General features: G+C 57.4%; 19 protein-coding genes and 1 tRNA gene. 8 read left to right on the top strand and 12 right to left on the bottom strand.

All coding sequences use genetic code 11. From position 1 onward, the window contains the following. Nucleotides 1–23 precede the first annotated feature (23 nt). Nucleotides 24–1178 (bottom strand): glutamine-hydrolyzing carbamoyl-phosphate synthase small subunit, encoded by a 1155-nt coding sequence (carA, locus tag MHM86_RS12455; protein ID WP_239200053.1) that lies wholly within the window; start codon nucleotides 1176–1178, stop codon nucleotides 24–26. Nucleotides 1179–1387: 209 nt separating this feature from the next. Between carA and MHM86_RS12460 the strand changes: the two genes are divergently transcribed. Continuing rightward, a complete protein-coding gene (locus MHM86_RS12460; RefSeq protein ID WP_239200055.1) occupies nucleotides 1388–1849 on the top strand; it encodes a GatB/YqeY domain-containing protein in 462 nt (153 codons plus the stop codon). Between the two features lie 74 nt (nucleotides 1850–1923). On the opposite strand, the gene MHM86_RS12465 is transcribed toward MHM86_RS12460, so the two are convergent. From MHM86_RS12465 to MHM86_RS12480, 4 genes are all read right to left on the bottom strand, one after another. Further along, complete coding sequence (locus tag MHM86_RS12465) at nucleotides 1924–2829, bottom strand: hypothetical protein (RefSeq protein WP_239200057.1); 906 nt, start codon at nucleotides 2827–2829, stop codon at nucleotides 1924–1926. An 80-nt stretch (nucleotides 2830–2909) separates the two neighbouring features. Further along, nucleotides 2910–3422, bottom strand: a complete 513-nt coding sequence (locus tag MHM86_RS12470; RefSeq protein WP_239200059.1) for a DUF2244 domain-containing protein — start codon at nucleotides 3420–3422, stop codon at nucleotides 2910–2912. Between the two features lie 97 nt (nucleotides 3423–3519). After that, entirely contained in the window at nucleotides 3520–5178 is a 1659-nt protein-coding gene (locus tag MHM86_RS12475) for a cytochrome c oxidase subunit 1 (protein WP_239200061.1), read from the bottom strand. 281 nt (nucleotides 5179–5459) lie between these two features. Then, nucleotides 5460–5924, bottom strand: coding sequence for a cytochrome c family protein (locus MHM86_RS12480; protein WP_239200063.1), 465 nt, complete (start codon nucleotides 5922–5924; stop codon nucleotides 5460–5462). 331 nt (nucleotides 5925–6255) lie between these two features. Between MHM86_RS12480 and argC the strand changes: the two genes are divergently transcribed. After that, nucleotides 6256–7164, top strand: a complete 909-nt coding sequence (gene argC, locus MHM86_RS12485) for an N-acetyl-gamma-glutamyl-phosphate reductase (protein ID WP_239200066.1) — start codon at nucleotides 6256–6258, stop codon at nucleotides 7162–7164. Between the two features lie 75 nt (nucleotides 7165–7239). Here the strand turns inward: argC and MHM86_RS12490 are convergent, their stop codons facing one another. Then, entirely contained in the window at nucleotides 7240–8148 is a 909-nt protein-coding gene (locus MHM86_RS12490; RefSeq protein ID WP_239200069.1) for a DMT family transporter, read from the bottom strand. A 156-nt stretch (nucleotides 8149–8304) separates the two neighbouring features. Here MHM86_RS12490 and MHM86_RS12495 point away from each other — a divergent pair, with 156 nt between their 5' ends. Further along, the gene (locus tag MHM86_RS12495) at nucleotides 8305–9165 is read left to right on the top strand and encodes a helix-turn-helix domain-containing protein (protein WP_239200072.1); all 861 of its coding nucleotides are present in this window, start codon (nucleotides 8305–8307) and stop codon (nucleotides 9163–9165) included. A gap of 24 nt (nucleotides 9166–9189) precedes the next feature. On the opposite strand, the gene MHM86_RS12500 is transcribed toward MHM86_RS12495, so the two are convergent. Continuing rightward, nucleotides 9190–9993 (bottom strand): LytTR family DNA-binding domain-containing protein, encoded by an 804-nt coding sequence (locus MHM86_RS12500; protein ID WP_239200075.1) that lies wholly within the window; start codon nucleotides 9991–9993, stop codon nucleotides 9190–9192. Nucleotides 9994–10153: 160 nt separating this feature from the next. Between MHM86_RS12500 and MHM86_RS12505 the strand changes: the two genes are divergently transcribed. After that, nucleotides 10154–10675, top strand: coding sequence for a DUF2306 domain-containing protein (locus MHM86_RS12505; protein ID WP_239200078.1), 522 nt, complete (start codon nucleotides 10154–10156; stop codon nucleotides 10673–10675). Here MHM86_RS12505 and lipB read toward each other — a convergent pair. Then, nucleotides 10672–11331 carry a lipoyl(octanoyl) transferase LipB gene (gene lipB, locus MHM86_RS12510; protein WP_239200081.1) on the bottom strand — a complete coding sequence of 220 codons (660 nt, stop codon included), beginning with the start codon at nucleotides 11329–11331 and terminating at the stop codon, nucleotides 10672–10674. The genes MHM86_RS12505 and lipB overlap by 4 nt on opposite strands. 115 nt (nucleotides 11332–11446) lie before the next feature. Here lipB and MHM86_RS12515 point away from each other — a divergent pair, with 115 nt between their 5' ends. Both MHM86_RS12515 and MHM86_RS12520 read left to right on the top strand, forming a co-directional pair. Further along, a complete protein-coding gene (locus MHM86_RS12515) occupies nucleotides 11447–13090 on the top strand; it encodes a peptidoglycan-binding domain-containing protein (RefSeq protein WP_239200083.1) in 1644 nt (547 codons plus the stop codon). A 176-nt stretch (nucleotides 13091–13266) separates the two neighbouring features. Continuing rightward, nucleotides 13267–13353: transfer RNA gene (locus MHM86_RS12520), tRNA-Leu, on the top strand. A 1199-nt stretch (nucleotides 13354–14552) separates the two neighbouring features. On the opposite strand, the gene argE is transcribed toward MHM86_RS12520, so the two are convergent. From argE to MHM86_RS12540, 4 genes are all read right to left on the bottom strand, one after another. Then, entirely contained in the window at nucleotides 14553–15701 is a 1149-nt protein-coding gene (argE, locus tag MHM86_RS12525) for an acetylornithine deacetylase (protein WP_239200085.1), read from the bottom strand. Nucleotides 15702–15739: 38 nt separating this feature from the next. Further along, nucleotides 15740–17230 (bottom strand): tripartite tricarboxylate transporter permease, encoded by a 1491-nt coding sequence (locus MHM86_RS12530; RefSeq protein ID WP_239200087.1) that lies wholly within the window; start codon nucleotides 17228–17230, stop codon nucleotides 15740–15742. 12 nt (nucleotides 17231–17242) lie between these two features. Beyond that, nucleotides 17243–17740, bottom strand: coding sequence for a tripartite tricarboxylate transporter TctB family protein (locus tag MHM86_RS12535; RefSeq protein WP_239200089.1), 498 nt, complete (start codon nucleotides 17738–17740; stop codon nucleotides 17243–17245). A gap of 75 nt (nucleotides 17741–17815) precedes the next feature. Continuing rightward, nucleotides 17816–18787: a tripartite tricarboxylate transporter substrate binding protein gene (locus MHM86_RS12540; protein WP_239200091.1), complete on the bottom strand. Its 972-nt coding sequence runs from the start codon at nucleotides 18785–18787 to the stop codon at nucleotides 17816–17818. 121 nt (nucleotides 18788–18908) lie between these two features. Between MHM86_RS12540 and MHM86_RS12545 the strand changes: the two genes are divergently transcribed. Both MHM86_RS12545 and MHM86_RS12550 read left to right on the top strand, forming a co-directional pair. Then, entirely contained in the window at nucleotides 18909–19820 is a 912-nt protein-coding gene (locus MHM86_RS12545) for a LysR family transcriptional regulator (RefSeq protein WP_239200093.1), read from the top strand. Between the two features lie 569 nt (nucleotides 19821–20389). Beyond that, the gene (locus MHM86_RS12550; RefSeq protein WP_239200095.1) at nucleotides 20390–20977 is read left to right on the top strand and encodes a hypothetical protein; all 588 of its coding nucleotides are present in this window, start codon (nucleotides 20390–20392) and stop codon (nucleotides 20975–20977) included. The last annotated feature ends 17 nt before the right edge of the window (nucleotides 20978–20994 follow it).

The following is a 20994-nucleotide window of genomic DNA, read 5'->3' on the forward strand; positions in this document are numbered from 1 at the left end:
TTTCCGGTTATATCAGGGTGCTATCAACTGCGCGCCGCCATGTTTTCGGCAAAGCGTTCAAACAGGTAGTAGCTGTCCTGCGGACCGGGGCTGGCCTCGGGGTGGTGCTGCACAGAGAAGACAGGCTTGTCTGTCAGGCGGATACCACAGTTCGATCCGTCAAACAGTGACACATGGCTTTCCTCAACACCTTCGGGCAGGGATTGCGCATCAACCGCAAAGCCGTGGTTCATCGAGGTGATCTCGACCTTGCCAGTTGCGTGTTCCTTGACCGGGTGGTTAGCGCCGTGGTGGCCGTGACTCATTTTGATGGTTGTGGCCCCCAGCGCCAGTGCCAACATCTGGTGCCCCAAACAGATGCCGAAAACGGGCAGGTCTGCAGCCAGAACACCCTTGATCATCGGCACGGCGTAGTTGCCAGTGGCGGCCGGATCGCCCGGGCCGTTCGACAGGAACACACCATCGGGTTTGTGCGATAGCACTTCCTCCGCGGTTGCGGTGGCAGGCAATACTGTCACGTCACAGCCAGCAGATGCCAGGCAGCGCAGGATGTTACGTTTGGCGCCAAAATCAACGGCGACAACCTTGTGTTTGGGGGCCTCTTGACGCGGGTAGCCATCGGGCCATGCCCAACGCATTTCGTCCCATTTGTAAGATTGCGCGCAGGTCACATCCTTGGCCAGATCCATGCCCTCCAGACCGGCAAAGTCACGCGCTTGTGCAACCAGCGCTTCTACGTCGAAGTTGCCTTCTGGATCGTGGGCGAGTGCCACATGCGGTGCGCCTTGCTGACGGATCGCGCGGGTCAGACGGCGGGTGTCGATGCCGCCGATGGCGATGCGGCCACGCTTGGCCATCCAGTCGTCCAGCACTTCAACGTTGCGCCAGTTGCTGGGATCGGTGGGATCCCATTTCACCACCATTCCCGCTGCAACCGGATCGCCGGTTTCGTCATCTTCAGGGTTGGTGCCGGTGTTGCCGATATGCGGGAAAGTAAAGGTCACGATCTGGCCCGCATAGGAGGGGTCCGTCATGATTTCCTGATAGCCGGTCATCGCGGTGTTGAAGCACAGTTCCGCCTGCGTCACACCGGTTGCGCCAAATCCGCGACCGTAGAAAACGGTGCCGTCGGCAAGGGCAAGACATGCGGTGGGGCGGGTGTCGGGCTCGTGGGCCATGTGTCTCATCTCCGGTGTAGGCAAATTGCGCGGGTAATACGGGGGCACGGGGCGGGGGTCAAGGCTGTTTGGCCCAAGCAGCGCAGGTTTTGCGTGCGACTTCGCTAAAGCGTGCCATCCGGCGATGGCTGACGCAAGGCGGTGGTTGTCACTGGGGGGACTTCGGGCTAGGGTCGGCGGCTATCGGAAACCCTTGGGGATGGGACCAAATGGAATTGCGTGACCGCGTCATGGCCGAAATGAAACAGGCTATGAAAGATAAAAACACCACCCGTGTATCGACCCTGCGTCTGATCAATGCTGCGATCAAGGATCGCGATATCGCCGCCCGTGGCGAAGGCCGCGACGAAGGCGTCAGCGATGCGGATGTGCTGGCAATCCTTGGCAAAATGGTCAAGCAGCGTCAGGAAAGTGCCCGCCAGTACGAAGAGGCCAGCCGGTTCGATCTGGCAGAGCGGGAGCAGGTTGAGATCACCGTGATCGAAGACTTCCTGCCACGCCAGTTGAACGAGGATGAGGTCGCCAATGCGGTGGAAGCAGCGATTGCCGAAGTGGGCGGTAGCTCGATTCGGGATATGGGAAAAGTGATGGGCGTGCTGAAAGGCCAGTACACCGGCCAGATGGACTTCGGCGCGGTTGGCCCGATGATCAAACAACGTCTAAGCGCCTGATCGTCTGATCATCGCCAACAGGGAGGGGCCACGCGGCCCCTTTTCTGTGTCTGGGGATGTATCTGCTGACGGCATTAGCCGCCCTGTCGCCCGCCGCTGCGCAAGAGTGCCCATGCAGCCCACAGCAAAAGCAGCGGCAAGACGACCATCCGCAGTGCAAACACCCCGATCACCGTGAGAGAGGCGTTGAGAATTGTGTCCGCCGCGCTGATGAACACGCTGGCGGCGTCTAGATATTGACGGCTGCGCTGAAACACCTCGCGCACCCCGTCGGCAGCATTATTCCAGGTGCTGCTGATGGCGGAGAACCAGCCGTCATCCTCGTCATCTGCGGCCACAGTAGGCGAGAGCCTGTCAGTGTCGTTGCCAAGCAACAGGTTGGCCTGCTGGGCCACGCGGTCGATCTCGCCCTGCGCCGTGGTGAGCTGTGCTTCTGTGGCCCAAGTGCCGAGTGTGCTGCCAAAGCTAAAGACCAATGGCAGCGCTACGCCGATTATCAGACCAAAGCGCACTGCCGTGTTCCCAAGGACGCGCAGCTGATCCGGTAACGCAGGGAACAAGCGTAGCATCAGGCCAAGCCCCAGCAGGATCAACCCTAGTGAGGTGACCGGTCCCAGACCCACCGTTGCCAGCGCTGCCGCAGCTGCCACAAAGAATAGCACATTCGCGACCCGTTCTACGGTGTCATCGACAGGTTCCAGCACCTTAAGCGGTTGCAGACTGGCTTGGCCAACCGCAGAGGCGCCGACCTCGATCTCTTGCGCGGTAGACAGGGCCGCGTTGATCGCGCGTAACGAGATGTAGACGGCCACCGTCGCTGTTGCGACCTCTTGTACACGGTGTTCTGCCGAGGTGATCAACGGGTTCGTCGCAGAACGACCGTTCAGACCGGCAAGGCCAAGGGCCAGACAGGTCAATGCCACCAGCATAAACAGCATCGGTTTCAGGCGTGAAAATGCAGGTGGTGTCGGTGGCGCCATTGTCCAAATCTCTCCCTCAACTAGCGCGGGCAGGATCGTCTAAACAGCGCGCGATGTCGCGGAGAAAATGCCGATGCCCCTCAGGTGGGTTGAGGCTGTTGAAGAGACGTCAGGTAGTCCTTCAGTTCTCCAAACAACGCCTTGCGCTCATCCTCGGAGAGGAAGCTGCCGATTTCGACCTGTCGCCCGTTGCCCGAAAGTGTCACATAAAACGGCACCCTGCCGCCGGAAACATGCATTTCCACCCGCGCCCAGTAACCATTGCAGCGCCATTCCTGTGCGGCGCCTTTGACGGGGCTGTGGGTCAGGCACAGGTCTTCGCCCTCCAGACGCAGTTCCTCCAGAATCTCGCCGGATTTGTAGGAGTGTTCCAGCCCCCACCACAGGCCTGCCACCATCAGTAAGACAAATGGCAGTACCCCCCAAAGTGCCAGTGTGCCCAATACACCGATAAGCGGGATCATACTGAGCCCGAAAGCCATCAGGATTATCAATGCAAATCCGCGTCGCGGCAGCGACCGGTAAGGCCAAAGTGTTAGCACGGGCTGATCGCTGTCTGGTGTGGCGGGGGTGGGGGACCATTGATGGGGCATGGATCAGTTCTAGGGCGCTATGAGCATAGGGAAAGAGGCAAAGAAAAGGCCCCGGAGCAGTACTCCGGGGCCTTCACAATTCAGGGGCAGGCAGCGCTTAGTGCGCGGGCGCCTTGTCCCAGTCTTCTTGTTTTGGGAGCGTCTCAAAGGTGTGCTCCGGCGGCGGGCAGGGCAGGGTCCACTCCAGCGTGTCTGCGTATTCGTTCCAGTAGTTGTTCTCTTCAACCTTGCGGCCACGCAGCAGGGCGTGAACCACGATGCCGAAGAACAGGATGAACGATGCAAACGAGATCAAGGCACCCATGGAGCTGATCTTGTTGAAGTAGGCGAATGCCTCTGGGTAGTCGATGTAACGACGCGGCATGCCCTGACGACCCAGGAAGTGCTGTGGGAAGAAGGTCACGTTCACACCGATGAAGAACAGCCAGAAGTGAATCTTGGCGGCAAATTCATTGTAGTGACGGCCTGTCATTTTGCCGAAGTAGAAGTAGATACCGGCAAAGATGGTGAAGGCAGCACCCATCGACATGGTGTAGTGGAAGTGCGCCACAACATAGTAGGTGTCGTGATAGGCGCGGTCTACGCCAGCCTGCGACAGCACGATGCCGGTGACACCACCGATGGTGAACAGCACAAGGAAGCCCAGTCCGAACAGCATAGGCGCTTTGAACTCCAGCGAACCGCCCCACATGGTCGCGATCCACGAGAAGATCTTAACACCAGTTGGAACCGCGATGACCATGGTGGCCAGCATGAAGTAGGACTGCTGGGTCAGGGACATGCCAACGGTGTACATGTGGTGCGCCCAAACCACGAAGCCCAGACCACCAATGGCGATCAGCGCCCAGACCATCGGCAGGTAGCCGAAGACGGGTTTGCGGGCGAAGGTTGCGAACACGTGCGATACCAGACCAAAGCCGGGCAGGATCACGATGTACACTTCGGGGTGACCGAAGAACCACAGAATGTGCTGGTACAGGATCGGGTCGCCGCCGCCAGCGGGGTCAAAGAAGGTGGTGCCGAAGTTACGGTCGGTCAGCAGCATGGTGATTGCGCCGGCCAGAACTGGCAGGGACAGAAGAATCAGCCACGAGGTGACAAAGATCGACCAAGCAAACAGCGGAACCTTGAACAAGGTCATGCCGGGGGCACGCATGTTCAGGAAGGTGGTGATCATGTTGATCGCGCCCAGGATCGAGGACGCACCGGAAACGTGCACCGCGAAGATCGCCAGATCCATCGACATGCCGCCCTCATTGGTCGACAGCGGCGGGTAAAGAACCCAGCCAACACCGGAACCCAGCTGGCCGTTGCCGCCGGGGCTGAGCATCGACGCCACACCCAGAGCGGTACCAGCGAAGTACATCCAGTAAGACAGGTTGTTCATACGCGGGAAGGCCATATCCGGCGCGCCGATCTGCAAAGGCATGAAATAGTTGCCAAAACCGCCGAAGAGGGCAGGAATCACAACAAAGAACATCATCAGTACACCGTGATAGGTGATCAAGACGTTCCACAGGTGGCCGTTGGGGGTGCAGGGTTCAGCCATGAAGCCTTCGAGGCACATGTATTGAACGCCCGGCTCCATCAGTTCCAGTCGCATGTAAACGGTGAAACAGACCGAAATCAGACCAACAATGGCCGAAGTGATCAGGTACAGGATGCCGATATCTTTGTGGTTGGTGGACATGAACCAGCGCGTGAAAAAGCTGCGCTCGTCCTCATGTGCGTGGCCGTCAATGGCTGCGTCTGCCATTCTTACCTCCTCATTAGCGGGTAAAAAACGCAGGAGGGCAGCCTCCCTGCGCCTGTGATTGATACTCGTTTTAGTTTGACGTTACGGATCGGGCAATTGGTGAATTTGATTTAGATCAAATTAAATTGTCGCACCCTCTTGTTGTGGCGGATTTTGTGCCCAACGACGGCCGCCGCAGAGTGCGTAAGAGAAGGGGGGTGGAAACGGAAACAGGCGTCCAACGGGACGCCTGTTGAATGTGATACGGGTGCCTTGTGGCATGCGCTGGGCGAGCGGCCTGCTTATTCGGTTGCAGGTGCTTCTTCAGCGGCGGCGTCTTCGGTCGCGGCAGGCGCCGGCGCAACAGATGCCAGATAGGCTGCGACGTCTTCGCCGCCTTTCTTCAGTTTGAAGGTCATTTTGGATTTCGCTTTGGCGTCACCAGTGGCCTCTTTCAGGTAGGCTTTTGGGTCTTTGACATATTCCGTCAGGCTTGCTTCGTCCCAAATCAGACCTGCTTCACCAGCGGCAACGATGGATTTTCCGTATTTGAAACCTTCGACGCTGCCGGCCTGCTTGCCGATGATGCCATAGAGGTTGGGACCGGTTTTACCGCCTTTGACGATCACTTCGCCTTCGTCAGATTTCAGGATGTGGCAGGATTTGCACTTGTTAAAGGCTTTCTTGCCTTTGTCCGCATCGCCTTCTGCGAAAGCGGGGGCGGCCAGTGCGGCCAGTGCTGCGGTTGCGATCAGCAGTTTCTTCATGTTTGCGTGCCTCGTGTTTGCTTGGGTTCGCGTCGACGCCACTAAATAATGGTGGTGAAAGAATAACAACCGTCATCGCGACTTTGTGTGCGCAACGCATTGTCGCAGGCGAATATATGCCTGCGATCCGACAATGACGGCTGGTTTTGTTAATCGCGTGCGCTGCGTTGACTTTATAGAAACCTCTGTGCGGGCAGGGTGGCGCCAGAGTGCAATGGCCTCTTCTGTTTTTGCGTGATTTCCTGTAAGGCAGGCGCGGCTGCGCCGATTGCGCGGCTGGTAACTGAACAACACACACGATTAAGACACGATCAACGAAAGGGTTAGATCCATGACCACCAAGGTTTTCATCGACGGCGAAGCAGGCACGACGGGGCTACAGATCCGCGACCGCCTGATCCGTCGCGATGACATCGAATTGGTGCAGATCGACCCGGCTCTGCGCAAGGATGCTGAGGCGCGTAAAGCGGCCTTTGCTGCTGCGGATGTGGCCATCCTGTGCCTGCCCGATCAGGCGGCGATTGAGGCGGTTGAACTGTCCAAAGATCTGGACGTGCGCATCATCGACGCTTCTACTGCGCATCGGGTGAACTCTGACTGGGCCTATGGCCTGCCGGAACTGTCCGCGGATCAAGAGGCGCAGATCCAATCGGCGCGCTATGTGGCCAACTGCGGCTGCTATGCGACCGGTGCTATCATTCTATTGGCTCCGCTGGTCAAGGCAGGCCTGCTGCCGGCAGATGCCTCTGTTAGCATCAACGCGATTTCCGGTTACACTGGCGGCGGCAAGGGGCTGATTTCTGAATATGAAGAAGGCAGCGCACCTGACGCCTTTCTCTATGCAACCGGCATGGCGCATAAACATTTGCCAGAGATCATGACCTTCACTGGTTTGACGGCCAAGCCGATTTTCGTGCCCTCGGTTGGCAACTTCGCCCAAGGCATGGCAGTGTCGATCCCGCTGCATCTGGCGGACCTGCCGGGAGATGTCAGTATGGGTGATCTGCATGCGGCATTGGCTGCGGCCTATGCGGGGGCGACGCATGTGAAGGTTGCGGATCTTGCCGATCAGGACAGCCGGATTGATCCGACCGCAAACAACGACACCAACGATCTAACCGTGCATGTGCGCGGGGATGCGGAAGACGGGCGCGTGGTGCTGGTTGCGGTTCTGGATAACCTCGGCAAAGGCGCATCCGGCGCGGCGGTGCAGAACCTTGACCTGATGATCAGCGCGTAACGCTCAGATCCTTTTCACAGAGCAGACGCCCCGATGGTAGCATCGGGGCGTTTTGCGGTTAGGGCGCGCTCTGGGTCAGATTGCGTGGCGCGCCCGAGGCGTGAAGCGGCGCATCATTTTGGCAGGCGCAAACATCACAAGGTTGCCGCATAGCGCCAGCGCCAGACCGGCGGTGTTCATCAGGCCCCAGCTGTACCCTTCGACCGCTGTGGAGATTGCTAGCGCCACAATCGGGAACATTACTGTGGCGTAGGCAGCTTTGGCCGATCCGATGCGGGCGACCATGATGAGGTAGGTTGTGAACCCGATGACGGACCCGATCACCGATAGATACGCCAAAGCGCCCAGATAGACCGGATCGTTCGGCAGGGTAATGGTTGTGCCGCTGAGGCCGATAAGCGCCAGCAGGATTAATGCGCCATAACACATCCCCCAGGCATTGGCGGTCACCGGACTGATCCCATGCGCCGAGTTGCGTCGCGACACCATGTTGCCCAGCGAAAAACACACGGTCCCGACGCCGGCAAACACCATCCCGATCCACGCATCCGTCCCAACCCGCGCATCCGCAATGTCACCAGCAAAGATCAGCGCCAACCCGCCCAAACCAAGCCCCGCCGCCATCAACGTCTGCCCGTTGATCCGGTCGCCAAAGAACAGCCGTGCGTTCAACGCGTTAAACACCGTCGCCAGAGAGAAGATGAGAGAGACAACGCCAGACGGCAAATACCCCGCCGCGATGTAAAAACAGATGAAGTTGACGCTGAACAGGCACATCGCCTGCGCCCAGATCCAGCGCTGTTGGCGCCACGCAGGCCATTCCAGCCGCCGCATCAGCGCTAGCGTCAGCACAAACACCACCCCCGCAAGGGCAAAGCGGTAAAACACCGATACCAACACCGGCACATCGCCCAACTGTAGCGCGATGGCGATCCATGTGGTGCCCCAGATCAGGACAGTGGTGATAAAGAGAAACATCGTCATTCTTCGGCCTCCGATTACGGAGGCGGGGTAGCGTCTGCTGTGGTCTGCTGTATTGCACAATCTTGCGGTAATCGCGCGGACGGCGTGATTTGATCATTTCATCGCGGCCATTGCGGGCTTAGAACGGAACAACCTGATAACGAGAAGTCTTCACTGATGCCTGATATCCCACCTTCTGTTGCCGGATTTCTGGCGGCCTCGCCTCAGGCGCGGCAGGAGGGGTATATTGACCTTGGCTTTCAGCGGCAGGCCTCGCTTTGGCGCAATTGCCATGACCGGATCAGCTATGTGGCCCCAGAAGGGCATTGTTTCAGCTTCTACGCTCAAGGGGGACGTGGCACGCGCCGCGTCGATGGCGCGCCGATCAATGGCTGGGCTGGGGCGGTCTGTATCCTGCCTCATGGCATGGATTCGGAGTGGGAGATCACTGATCCTTTCTCCTTCGTCCACCTCTACCTCACCGATGTCGAATTGCGCCGCGCCTTTGCCGAGACGTTTGATTGCGATAGCCGACTGATGGAGCTGAGCGATGAAACCTATTTCGACGCGCCGTGGCTGGCGGGCCATTTCCTGACCATCCAACAGGCCACCACCAGCGGCAATCCGGTGCAGGCCGAAGAGGCGGTGAGCGAACTGATCCACGCTATATTCGCTGCGGGCATCGGGGTGACCCAGCAGCGGCGGCAATTGGCGGGCGGTCTGTCACCTTATCGGATGCGGCAGATCCGTGATCATGTGCGTGCGGATCTGTCGCGTAAGGTCACGCTGGAGGATCTGGCGCGGCTTTGCGATCTGTCGGCGTTTCATCTACAACGCAGTTTCCGCGCCACAATGGGGATCAGTCCGAGCGACTGGCTTTTGCGCCTGAGGATCGAGGCGGCGAAAGGCATGATTGCGCACGGTGACGAATTGGCCGAGGTCGCCAGCGCCACAGGCTTTTCCAGTCAAAGCCACCTGAGTCGCAGCTTCAAGGCGCAGATGGGGCTGACGCCCGGTGCGTATCGGCGTTGTCTGTAGGGCGTTTGCGCGTTTTGCATTGCTCTAGCGGGGCAGTAGGCCCGCGTCCCGGACCTTAGGCAGGTTGGCGCGGCTGACGGGAATCTCTTCCCCAGTGGTCATGGTGAGGATGGCGCGGTCCCCTTCCTTGCGCGCCGCGTTCACCTGATCAAAGGCGGCCCAATAGGACCTGTGCACCTGCGCGCCAGAGGTTTCGCCAACCTCGCGGATGGCGTCGGAAAGGCGCATCAACAGCATTTCTTCGCCCTTCAGGGTTTTGACGCGCACATAGTGGTCCTCAACGCAAAGCGCGACGAGGGGCGCGCGTTTGTCCAGTGGCAGGCGGTCCAGCAACGGGATTTGCGGCAGCTGGGATATGGGGGTGTCTTGGGGGGCTGCAGGTTGAACGGCTGGCGTGAGCGTGTGTTTTTGGCTGAGGTAGGTGACAGAACCGGTTACAATCAGGCAGATTGCAAACAACACCGGCACCAGTTGCGCCAAGGCCGCGCGATCTGGCAGCCAGTGAAAGACCAGCGCATTGAGGCCTAGAACCAACGCGGTGATCCCAAGCGTGGTGCAGAGTGTGCTGATCAGAACCCGTGCCAGTTGCCCGCGCCCGGCAAAACGCAGCTGCACTAGAGCGGACGCCAGACTGCCCCAAGCATAGCCCAGCCCGCACATTCCGCCCCAATAGGCCAGACGCTCTACCAGGTTCAGCCGTTCGGCGGTGCCAAAGGGCCCCGCGAGCCCTAGCACCGCGGCAACAGCGCTCAGCACGATCAGCGTTTCTGCGCGGGACATATGGGTCCGCCATTCACGAAGCGCGGAATGCGCGTACGGGTCAGTCACGAATGTTTCCTCATCCTTTGCGTAGGCGCGATAGCAGGGGCCCCGTGCCTGTTTTATCGATTTTGTTAACATGCCCAGCCTCGCCCCGCATGTCCAATTCAGATAGATGGCGCGGCGGTTGTTGGGGACAACAATTACCCGTGTTTTCAGAAGGTCCGCCATGTCCCTTGCCCCGTTTCTCACCGCGCCGCTGATCATTCAAATCCATGCGTTTGCTGCCTTGATGGCCCTGCTAGCGGGGCCTGTGGCCCTTTATGGGCGCAAAGGGCACGCAGCGGCGGGGCGCTGGCATCGGCGGGTGGGATACCTGTGGTTTGTGATGATGGCCCTGACGGCGCTGTCGTCGTTTGGAATCGGGGGCTTTGGCTGGATCGGTCCCTTTAGTCCGATCCACCTTTTGTCCATTTCGACGCTGACGACGTTGTGGCTGTCGTTTCACTATGCCAGATCAGGCCGGGTCATCGCGCATCAGAGGTCGATGCGTAGCCTGTATTGGTATGGGCTGGTGATTGCGGGGATCTTGAACTTCCTCCCCGGTCGCACGACCAACCGCGCCCTGTTAGGCGAGGCGGGGCAGGCGGGGATATATGTGATCGCACTGGCGTTCTTGGCGCTGGGCGCGCGCGCGATCTGGCTTCGGCGCTTTGGCGATAAAGCGCGAGGGCCGCTGCAATTCAATTAGGCGGGCAGCTCGCCAAAGACCTGATCGAACTGGCGGCGCAGGGCCACATCCACGTCTTCCATCGTGACGGGCAGACCCAGATCGACGAGGCTGGTCACGCCGTATTCGGTGATGCCGCAGGGCACAATGCCGCTAAAGTGGTCCAGGTCCGGTTCCACATTGATGGAGATGCCGTGAAAACTAACCCATTTGCGCAGACGGATTCCGATTGCAGCCACCTTGTCCTCGGCAATGCCGCCGGTGATGGTTTTTGGCTTCTCCGGGCGCTGGATCCAGACGCCAACGCGGCCATCGCGGATTTCGCCGGTCAGGTTAAACTCGGCCAGTGTGTCGATGACCCATTGTTCCAGCTGTTTGACGAACTTGTGCACATCGCGGCCGCGTTTGCCGACGTTCAGCATCACATAAACCACGCGCTGGCCGGGACCGTGGTAGGTGTATTCGCCGCCGCGCCGCGTCACATGCACGGGGAACCGGTCGGGATCGGTTAGGTCCGGGGCCTTGGCTGAGGTGCCAGCGGTATAAAGAGGTGCATGCTCCAATAGCCACACGCATTCCTCGGCCTCACCGGCTGCGATGGCGTTGGCGCGTGCCTCCATGAAATCGACGGCCTCCTGATAGGGGACGAGGTCTTTGCTGACGATCCATTCGACCATGAGGGAACCTGCTGATTTCACACCGCTTTACGTGTGTGCGTTGGTTTTGTTTCGCGCCAGGATGAAAGTGCGCTAAAATGATTCCATTACTCTATCTTTATATGGAGGAAAGCAGATGTTTTCCAAGTCGATTAAGACAGCAGTGATGGCCAGTTTTCTTATGACGTCAGGTGCCGCGCCCGTGTTGGCGGACAATGTCGGCGCTGCACTCATTGGGGGGATAATCGGTGGCGCGCTGGTCAACGAAGCCAACAAAAATAAACGCAAGATCTACAGCCCTCGAAAAAGCTCCAGCAATAGTGTTGCCCGCCAGCAAAATCGAGAGACCCAGAGCGCACTCAATTATTTCGGGTTCCCCGCAGGCACGCCCGATGGCGTGATGGGCAAACGTTCGCGGTCGGCAGTGGCGCAGTATCAGGTATTCATGGGCTACCCAAGCACCGGTCAATTGACCCAATACGAGCGGGATTTCCTTGTGTCCTCGTACAGTCGGGCCCAGATTGGTGGCCCACAGGTGATTAAGGCGATGCAGGGCCCGACGGGCGTGCGCGCCTTGTTGCAGACTTGGCGCGATGAGGCGATGGGCACGACCCGCTCGATGGCCAGCCTTGGCACCGGATATGGTGGGTTGCCGATTGAAGTGAGCCAAGCGATCGATGAAATTGCCGCCAGTTCTGATCCCAGCGCGGAACAGTTGATGCAGCGTTCTGGTTTCATGCAACTGTCTGACCTGAATGGCGATGGGCGCAACGACTATATTCTGGACACGTCGGTTTCGGGTAGCAGCTTCTGGTGTGGGGCGGCGAATTGTACTGTTATGGTCTTCGCCTCCAGTGCACAGGGATATCAGCGCTCGGACTTTCTGGCCCGTGGTGGCCTGACCCCAGCCAATTTTCAATGTCAGCAGTCGGCGTGTCAGGTGGTCGATCCCCAGGCCGCCCTCACGGCGGCCCCTGTCACGACAACGGCGGGGGGCGTTGTTCCGCAATCCGTGCAGCCTACACCACAGCAGCCTGTAACGCAGATGGCAGCGGCCACAGCGCCCACCGTGGGCATTCAGCCGTTTGCTTTTGCTGCGGATGCGCCAGCGGAGGTGTCACTGGCTAGCCACTGCAGCAAAGTGGGGCTGATGACCAATTCCAACGGCGGTTTCATGACGCTTGCGACTCTGCGTGATCCTGATCTGGCGCTGGGCGAACAGTTCTGCCTGACGCGCAGCTATGCCATCGGTAACGGCGAGGCGCTGGTTGCTAAGGTGCAAGGCGCCACCGCCGCGCAGATTGATGGTCAGTGTGATGCGTTTGGTCCGGCGGCCGCGCCTTATATCGCAGCCCTCGGCGTGAAGCCCGCAACAGAGGTGATCAGCGATGTGCAGAAGTTTGTTCTGTCAGCCAGTATGTCGATTGAACAACTGTCCAGTACTGCGCAGATCTGCCTCTATTCTGGTTATCGACGTGACAACATGCCAGTGGCACTTGGTTCAGCGCTGTTGATGGTGGGCGTCGGTCAGTTGCCTTATGCGGAACTGGTGGGCCACCACCTGTCGCAGGGCTTTGGCACCGCCGCCAATACTGATCATGCCCGCGACTGGTATGCGCTGGCCGTCACTGCGCTGGAAGGCGGCGCGGCACCAGTATTTGCCCCGGCGCAGCCCGAGCGGATCGCGCTGATCAAAGCGGCTGCGAAAGGTCTGAGTGAGGTTGCAGCAATGCCCGCAACAGACACCGGTGCATTGCCCAATTTTAACCTTGGTGAATAAGAACCTGCGCCCTCATCGGGCGGAAATCCCGACGGTATGAAAGCCAAGAAGGCCCGCCCGTATTCGGTGGGCTTTCTCTTTCTCTTGCATGGATAAGAAAATTTTGAGAAAGCCGTTTTTGCCTCTTCACATCCCTGTAAGCCTGTTCTACACACCCCTCACTCATCTGAGCACGTGCGGTCGTGGCGGAATTGGTAGACGCGCAGCGTTGAGGTCGCTGTTCCTTAACCGGAGTGGAAGTTCGAGTCTTCTCGACCGCACCATTTCACATTTTGATGTGAAATCCGCTAAAAACTCAAAAACTACAGGCGTATGTGGAATTTGATAACCGTTTTGGCGGTCGTATGCCAATGGTGCTTTGAAAGCTGTTTTTAGGATGGTTTTGCGCACTTCTAGTGATCCCTTTTCGTATATATTCCAAGGATTTGAGAGGAATTCTCTCAATAGTTCGATAATTTCGCCGAGTGTACTCTTCGGTTTGGTGTTTTGGGATAGCTTGTCTGTCAGCAAAAACCTGTCCTCTCCCAGCTTCGCGATCTTGCTTTCGAGCGCAGCCATGACCTTTGGATTCAAGGTCTCGACCATGCGTTCGACAAGCGCATCCTGCTGCTTATCCAGCTCTTTGTACTGGCGTCTAATTTCAGCCTTTGCTTGCTTGGCCTGATCACCTGCTCTGAAATCTGGAAATCGGGCCATTTGTGATTAGAGTGTTTCGTCGTCATTTTCCCCAGGCTGCGAGGAGTAAAATGATGATCGATCCAAGAACGAAGGCATGGTTAGATGACATGTTCATTTATGCCGGAGGCAACGTTTATGGGCCAATCGTTTTCGAGTGAATTTTGAGCATGTTCTCGCGGAAAGAAACGTGACCGCCGTAGACGACGAGAACCAAACAGATGTCAGTTTCGATTCTGATGCAGACCTGCACGCCTACCTGCTTAGACTGTATGACTATCTTTATAGATCAGGCCCGTTCCCCGACTTGATTTGATCTCTCCTTGTAGGCAAGTTGCGCCGGCGTGTTCTGCACGGAGCCGAGATCAATGTGTCATGGTGGGCTTTGCGATATCAATCGCGACCTAAACAGGACCGTGCTGTGGGATAGTGGTCTTAGCCATAGTCGATCTCCCTTGCAGTGTGGTTGTGCAAAACCACTGTCAGGGCCTGAGACCCGGCTATGATTGCCTTGCGCTATTTGAGGGCTGCGCAGGCAATCATAGCCTCTAAATCAACGTCAGTGTGAAGGTGTTGCGGAGCAGAGCCTGCAGCCACGTGCGATGCAGGACTGACTGGTTTGGCAACACACCTTTACCCCTTCACATCAGGCGCTCAATTTACCCCCACCAGTTTCGGCAACCATATGAGAAAACCGCAATCAGTGGCCCAGCAAAAGAGAAAGAGACAGCGGGCCGCTGCCCAACGTCGTCCCGAAATCATGAAAAACTAAGGGAGTGGCAAGCGATCAACGGGTCTCAGCAGCGACAAGACCACTCAAGAAATCCAAGCAGATTTCTATTTGAGAAACCTCGACAAATTCGTTCGGCTTGTGAGCTTGCTTGATAGACCCAGGGCCCACAATGACAGAGGGTATGCCGCCGATTTTCTCAAAAACGCCACCTTCGGAGCCGAACGAGACTTTCCCGCCATAGTCCGGCATCAGATCTGAAAACCTGCGGAAACCATGGGAATTGCGGGCGTCATTCATCGCGGGATATGAGAAAATCGGTTGCCATTCAAAACCCGCATCCGATGCTTTGGCCTGCATCTCGGCCTCTATTTGCTTTGCGTCTTCCATGAATTGGGCCATTTCCCGTTCGGGATCGTTTTCACCGATTGAACGCAGCTCGTAGGTGAGTTCGCACCGATCCGGCGTGATGTTCGTTGCGACGCCACCCGCAATCGTTGTTGTCATGAAAGTCGCATGGGGCACGGTAAATTCAGGATCAAACGGGCCTTCGGTGGCGTAGCGCTCCGCTTGTGCCGTAATCAGGTTCAGAAGCCGTCCTGCATATTCGACCGCATTCACGTGGCACGGGGCCAGGGATGAGTGGCCAGATGTGCCTTTGACAATCGCGCGCATTGCGATTTTACCCTTTTGGCCGGTGATGAGCTGCATGTCAGACGGTTCACCAATGATGGCAAAATCGGGGGGCACATCCAGACCTGCCAGATAGCGTGCAATATCGGGCGCGCCCAAACACCCGACCTCTTCATCATAAGAAAAGCACAGGTAGAACGGGCGCTCAAGCTGGGCTGCGGCCATGTCCGGGGCGATCGCCATGACACAGGCGATAAAGCCCTTCATGTCGCAGCTGCCCCGCCCATAGAGCCGACCATCGCGTTCGTGCATTTCAAATGGAGGGGTTGTCCATTCCCCCTCGTTCACAGGCACGACATCAGTATGGCCGGACAGGACGATCCCAGGTTTGTCAGATGGGCCGAAACGCGCGACAAGGTTTGCTTTTTCCCCACTTGCGTCAGGCAATATAGTCAGTTCGGCGCCCAGTTCTTTGAGGTGACTTGCCAAGTAGTCAATACTTGGCAAGTTCGATTTGTCAGACACCGTATCAAAGCTGATCAGGTTCTGCAGATGCGCCTTGGCGCGCTCCAATGGGGACTGAATTGTGTCAACAGTCATTGCAGTCATACTCATGCTACTTCACCTTTACGTTCTTTGGCTTTGTGAATTTCTCTTCGAACGGTCAGGGTGACAACGAAGATGATCAGAGCTGCGAATACCCATGTTATCGGTGAAGACAACAGGATACCAGGTTCGCCCCGCGAAATGGCAAGTGCACGGCGCAGGTTGTCTTCGATCATCGGGCCGAGGATGAAGGCGATCAGGAACGGCGCGGCTGGGATGTTCAGCAGGAACATGCCAAAGCCGACGCAGCCCATGATCAAGAGCACCGTGACGTCAAACATGCTGGACGAAATCGAATAGATCCCGAACAGGCACAACAGCAACACGGTCGGTGTCAGCAATGTCTGGGGAATATGCGCGACATAGGAGAACATACGCATGGTCAGTTTTCCTGCGCCGAACAAAAGTACGGACGAGAACAGCATCCCGATGAACAGCATGTAGATTTCATGAATGTTCGTCTGGAATAACAGCGGCCCCGGCGTCAGTCCCTGGATCATGAAAGCCCCTAGCATGACCCCTGTGATAACGTCACCGGGCACGCCCAAGGCCAACAGAGGGATCATAGTCGCCCCGCAGGCACCGTTGTTTGCCGATTCCGAGGCTGCAATGCCTTCCAACTCGCCCTTGCCAAAATTCTTCCCGTTCTTGGACGAGCGCTGTGCCTCGCCATAGGAGAAGAAGGCTGCTGCCGAAGGTCCGATCCCGGGGATGGCCCCCATGATCACGCCGATTGAACTGCCACGCAGGATCGACTTGAACGAGCGCATGAACTCCGCCCGGCTGACCTTCTGGTCCCCGAGTTTGGCGGTTTCATTGTCAGGAGCCGCGCGCATGACGATCATCTTGATCAGCTCGGGCAGCGCAAACAGACCGATCAGAACCGGTGCCACTGACAGCCCCGCCTGCATGTCTTCGGTGAAAGCAAAGCGGAAGGAACCGTAGATGTCCTCACCAGCGGTGGCCAGCAAAAGACCCATGGCTGCGGACACCAAGCCCAGAAGCAGGGAGTTTCCGGATACGCCCGCCACAGTTGTCAGAGCGAACAGCATCAACATGAAATATTCCGGAGGCCCGACGCGCAGCGCCAAAATGGCCAGTGGGGCCGCCAGAAAGATCAGTGACAAGTTCGAGATAAAGTCCCCGGTCACGGAGGAATAAAGCGCCATATTGAGCGCCTTGCCCGCCTTGCCCTGTTGCGCCAGCGGATATCCATCAAGCGCAGTACAGGCGGCCGACGCGGTTCCCGGCGTTTTGATCAGAATGGCCGAGACCGATCCGCCATAGGTTGACCCTTTGTAGAGGGCAACCAACATCAGGATTGAAGGCACCGGATCCATATAAAACGTGAACGGCAGGGCCAGGGTGACTGCCATCGTGCCGGTCATGCCCGGAATGGCGCCGATGATGACGCCCCCCCAGATCCCGGCGATCATGATGAGAAGGTTTTCAAGAGTGGCAACTGCTTGCAGCGCCATTAGGATGTCATTGAGCATTTCTGTGTCTCCTCACAGTCCGATAACCGGACCGAGCACCCCTTGCGGGAACTGCGTGCCGAGCGCTTTTTGAAAAAAGAATGTCAGCGCCAGTGGACCGAGCACCGAGATGGCAACCGCCCAGATCACATGCCCGCGCTCGCCCGTCAGCAGGATGCAGACGCCGGTCAACAGCATCGCCCCGATCGCGAACCCCACAATCGGCAGGATCACGATAAATCCGGCAAATGCAGCGGCGGCTCCGAAGGCTCTGAGAATAAGGGTTTTGGTGGGGGCGCCGTCCGATTTCGGCGCGGGGTCTTCGGCCTCGCCTTTGCCCAGCAGGGTCAGGCAAAACGCTACAAGTCCGAGTCCCATACCGATGATTGAGATCACCCGGGGCCACATGTCAGGGGGGGGCGCAAATCCCGGGATGAAGGCTGGTCGCGGAACATAGATCGGGATCAGGACGAAAGCGACGAAAGCAAACAGCACGGTGATTAAAATACCGCGAAAAAGAGATTTAGTCATAGCTGGACTCCTTTGCCAATTGTAAAGCGGCGCGCAAGCTATGATCGAGCGCCGCTTTTGTCGTTTCAAAGGAGTTTATTCAGGGATGTAGCCGAATTTTTTGGCCAGTCCATTGAACAGTTCGTATTGCGCCTTGGCATAGGCCGGCATGTCGATGGACCCGACAGTCGAGATCGACCCGCGGCGTTCAGCAAGCGTCAGCCAGGTTTCATCGGTGGCGACCTGCTCCAGAACACCCTGCCATTTGGCAACGACGTCTGCGGGCAGGTCTTTGGGGGCGTAGAGCGCGCTCCAGCCTGTGACCTGACCTGCTTGCTCATAGCCCAGTTCCGACGCGGTCGGGACATCCGGCAGGTTGTCCATGCGCGAAGGTGCAAAAACCATCAGCGCCTTCATGTCTCCGCTTTCGATATGGGGCATCAAAGACCCGGCCGAGATGGCAAGAAAGTCGACATGACCGCCCAGCAGAGCAGTCGCAAGGGCGCCGCCGCCTTTGTAGGGCACCAGCGTCGCGGCCGTCAGCGGGTCAAGCCCTGCATCGGAGAGCAAAGTCTGAACCGTAAACCCATCAATCGAGGTCGCACCGGAGGCGGCATAAGCCATACGCCCACCCGATTCGGTCACTGCGTCAGTCAGATCCTTAACTGTTTCATAAGGCGCATCCGACTTGACCGCGAGGATCATTGGCGTTGCTTCAAGAGCGCCAACAAAGGTGTAGGCGTCCCAATCGACGGATGCCTGCGGGTTGACCGCCGGTGTCAGTGCCATGCCGACACGGGCCAGCAACAGCGTGTAACCGTCGGCATCGGATTCAGTTACAAACCGCGCGCCATTCATTCCCCCTGCGCCCGGTTTGTTCACGACCGTCACAGGTTGACCCAGATAGGGTTTGGCGCTTTCCGACAAGGCACGACCCGCCAGATCCGAGGCGCCGCCAGGCCCGTATGGGATCACCAATGTGACCGCTTTTTCTGGATAGTCGGCCGCAAACGCCGCGCCAGCAGCCATCGTTGCCGCCAATGTCAATCCGGTGATGAGTTTCTTCATGGTTTCCTCCCAAGATGAGGCCGGATGTCCGGCCCGTAATAACGAAACAAGTATCTGTAGTATAATTTTTTTTGACAATAGTATCGTTCAGTATAATATTTCCTCATACTGAGAGGGCGCGATGATTAAACAGCGAGAGTTAGAGGCTTTTGACGCTTTCATGCGTCTTGGAAACATGAAGGGGGCCGGGGAATTGCTTGGCCTCAGTCAGCCTGCGATCAGCCGCCTGTTGGTCACTTTTGAAGCACAGATCGGGTTCGCTCTTTTTGTAAGGAAACGCAACAGGTTAACGCCTACTCCAGAGGCGCTTCAATACCACCAGACTGTGCAGCGTACCCTTGCAGCACTTCGCGACGCCGAAGAAGAAGCTGTGGCCATTGCCAACAAGAAAACCGGGCATTTGGTCATTGCCGCGCAACCGGTGTTTTGCGACACGTTCCTGCTGGATGCTGTTGCCATTTTCCGTGAGAAACACCCGGGCGTCAGCGTAAAACTGGTCGATGTAGGGCTCGAGGAAATGACCCGGATGCTGGCAGAACGGACTTGCGACATGGCGCTGGGAATCACGCTTGACGCCGAAGCCTTCGGCGCGACCGCGACAACGCTGGCCAGATGCGAAGCCTGCTGTATTCTCCCCATAGATCACCCCCTTAACGAAACTGACGTCTTGCCCCTTCCAAGGCTGCGTCAGGAAACCTTCATTGATCTGTCTCTCGGGAGCCCTTTGCGAACACGTGTTGATTTCCTGATGCAGACCATCGACGTAAAACGTGAGATCGCCGCAGAAATGCGCAATTTGCGCGGTGTGGTAAAGCTTGTGGAAATGGGTATGGGACTGGCGATTGTGGACCCGGTTGCCTGCCGGTTGCTGGATCCTGACAAGGCGGTTACGCGACCTCTTTTACCTTCGATAAGCTGGGAAATTGCACAGTTTGTCCCGCGCGACCGTCAGATCAGCGCAGTCGGGCAGGCCTTTCTTGAGGTGATCAGGACTGAGATTGATCTGCTGAAAGAGCAGAAACTCGTGGTTTGATCGCTCTGAAAATTATCGCTCTGAAAATCAAGGTCATAAACCAATAGAAGCTTAAGTCTGTTTGGGGTGAAATGATACGATACCATGAGTCATTAGGGGGTATCTTTCCCGCAAGACCCTGCAAAGGAGGCGGACGGCATGTTCTCTGCGATGGCATCAAGAAACGCGTACCTCACTTTGCATCTCTGGCGCAGCACGCGGTCGACATTGTCTAGGGGCTAATGGCGGAAAAGCCTCGCCCTATTTTAGGATGTCACGTTCTTCCGTGACCCGAGCCAGCTCTTTCTTAAGGCGGTGAACGTCCGCTTCTTGGTCCGTCTGCCTTTGAGGTGCCGAAAATCTGGCCACTCATGTATAGCGAGATTGGGTGCTGATACCCAGCCGTTCGGCGATTTCCCGGACCGAATACCCGCGCGCTGTCACCTGCGCTTTGAATTCTGAACCACATAGATTGACCGCTGCGTCAACCTACAACTTCTCGCAGATTGTGCCAGTGGCGCGTTTCCTCACATTCAGGTTTGTCAGCTTTGGCATCAGTCAAAGCGCGGAACAAAATTTGAGGGGAAATCATGAAGTCTTTCCAAATTCTAGCATCGGCCGCTGTCGCGGTCTCTCTGGCGGCCTGCAGCTCCTCTGGTGGTGATTCCGATGGTGATATTGATCTGCCGGCGGAATTTTCCAATCTGGAGGATCTGTTGACGCGGGCTGATGCGGGGTCGCTGAATGCCGCTGACGCATCCCTGATGTCAGGTACCGTTGATATGACCGGTGCCATTGGCGTTGGCGACGTAGGTGACAGTGGCAACGATGAGGTGATTGGCAACCTGTCACTTTCAGTCGATTTCAACGATGGATCGGTGTCTGGGTCTGCCACCGGTTTTGATGTTTATGATAGCAACGGCAATCAAGGCGATGCAATCAGCGGTACGCTGACCATCGCGGGCGCTGCCGGATCGGTTTCTGGTGCCACATTTGACGCTGATGTCGACGGCATGCTGGTGGATGGGCCGGACAACATCACAGTAGACGGTGTCATCGCCGGTGACTTCTTCGACTACAATGGCGATTTGGCCACCACGGGCGATTTCGACGCAACCCTGACGACATCCGGCGGTACGGAAAATGTGTCCGGCGGTTTTGCAGCCATTGAGAACTAATTCAACCATCCAGCGCC

The sequence above is a fragment of the Thalassobius sp. Cn5-15 genome (assembly GCF_022347685.1).
GTDB lineage: Bacteria > Pseudomonadota > Alphaproteobacteria > Rhodobacterales > Rhodobacteraceae > Thalassobius.

What these genes read in the sequence shown, in the direction of transcription:
- carA (WP_239200053.1), bottom strand. Translation starts at nt 1,178, where the DNA reads ATGGCCCACGAGCCCGACACCCGCCCCACCGCATGTCTTGCCCTTGCC.
- MHM86_RS12460 (WP_239200055.1), top strand. Translation starts at nt 1,388, where the DNA reads ATGGAATTGCGTGACCGCGTCATGGCCGAAATGAAACAGGCTATGAAA.
- MHM86_RS12465 (WP_239200057.1), bottom strand. Translation starts at nt 2,829, where the DNA reads ATGGCGCCACCGACACCACCTGCATTTTCACGCCTGAAACCGATGCTG.
- MHM86_RS12470 (WP_239200059.1), bottom strand. Translation starts at nt 3,422, where the DNA reads ATGCCCCATCAATGGTCCCCCACCCCCGCCACACCAGACAGCGATCAG.
- MHM86_RS12475 (WP_239200061.1), bottom strand. Translation starts at nt 5,178, where the DNA reads ATGGCAGACGCAGCCATTGACGGCCACGCACATGAGGACGAGCGCAGC.
- MHM86_RS12480 (WP_239200063.1), bottom strand. Translation starts at nt 5,924, where the DNA reads ATGAAGAAACTGCTGATCGCAACCGCAGCACTGGCCGCACTGGCCGCC.
- argC (WP_239200066.1), top strand. Translation starts at nt 6,256, where the DNA reads ATGACCACCAAGGTTTTCATCGACGGCGAAGCAGGCACGACGGGGCTA.
- MHM86_RS12490 (WP_239200069.1), bottom strand. Translation starts at nt 8,148, where the DNA reads ATGACGATGTTTCTCTTTATCACCACTGTCCTGATCTGGGGCACCACA.
- MHM86_RS12495 (WP_239200072.1), top strand. Translation starts at nt 8,305, where the DNA reads ATGCCTGATATCCCACCTTCTGTTGCCGGATTTCTGGCGGCCTCGCCT.
- MHM86_RS12505 (WP_239200078.1), top strand. Translation starts at nt 10,154, where the DNA reads ATGTCCCTTGCCCCGTTTCTCACCGCGCCGCTGATCATTCAAATCCAT.
- lipB (WP_239200081.1), bottom strand. Translation starts at nt 11,331, where the DNA reads ATGGTCGAATGGATCGTCAGCAAAGACCTCGTCCCCTATCAGGAGGCC.
- MHM86_RS12515 (WP_239200083.1), top strand. Translation starts at nt 11,447, where the DNA reads ATGTTTTCCAAGTCGATTAAGACAGCAGTGATGGCCAGTTTTCTTATG.
- MHM86_RS12530 (WP_239200087.1), bottom strand. Translation starts at nt 17,230, where the DNA reads ATGCTCAATGACATCCTAATGGCGCTGCAAGCAGTTGCCACTCTTGAA.
- MHM86_RS12535 (WP_239200089.1), bottom strand. Translation starts at nt 17,740, where the DNA reads ATGACTAAATCTCTTTTTCGCGGTATTTTAATCACCGTGCTGTTTGCT.
- MHM86_RS12540 (WP_239200091.1), bottom strand. Translation starts at nt 18,787, where the DNA reads ATGAAGAAACTCATCACCGGATTGACATTGGCGGCAACGATGGCTGCT.
- MHM86_RS12545 (WP_239200093.1), top strand. Translation starts at nt 18,909, where the DNA reads ATGATTAAACAGCGAGAGTTAGAGGCTTTTGACGCTTTCATGCGTCTT.
- MHM86_RS12550 (WP_239200095.1), top strand. Translation starts at nt 20,390, where the DNA reads ATGAAGTCTTTCCAAATTCTAGCATCGGCCGCTGTCGCGGTCTCTCTG.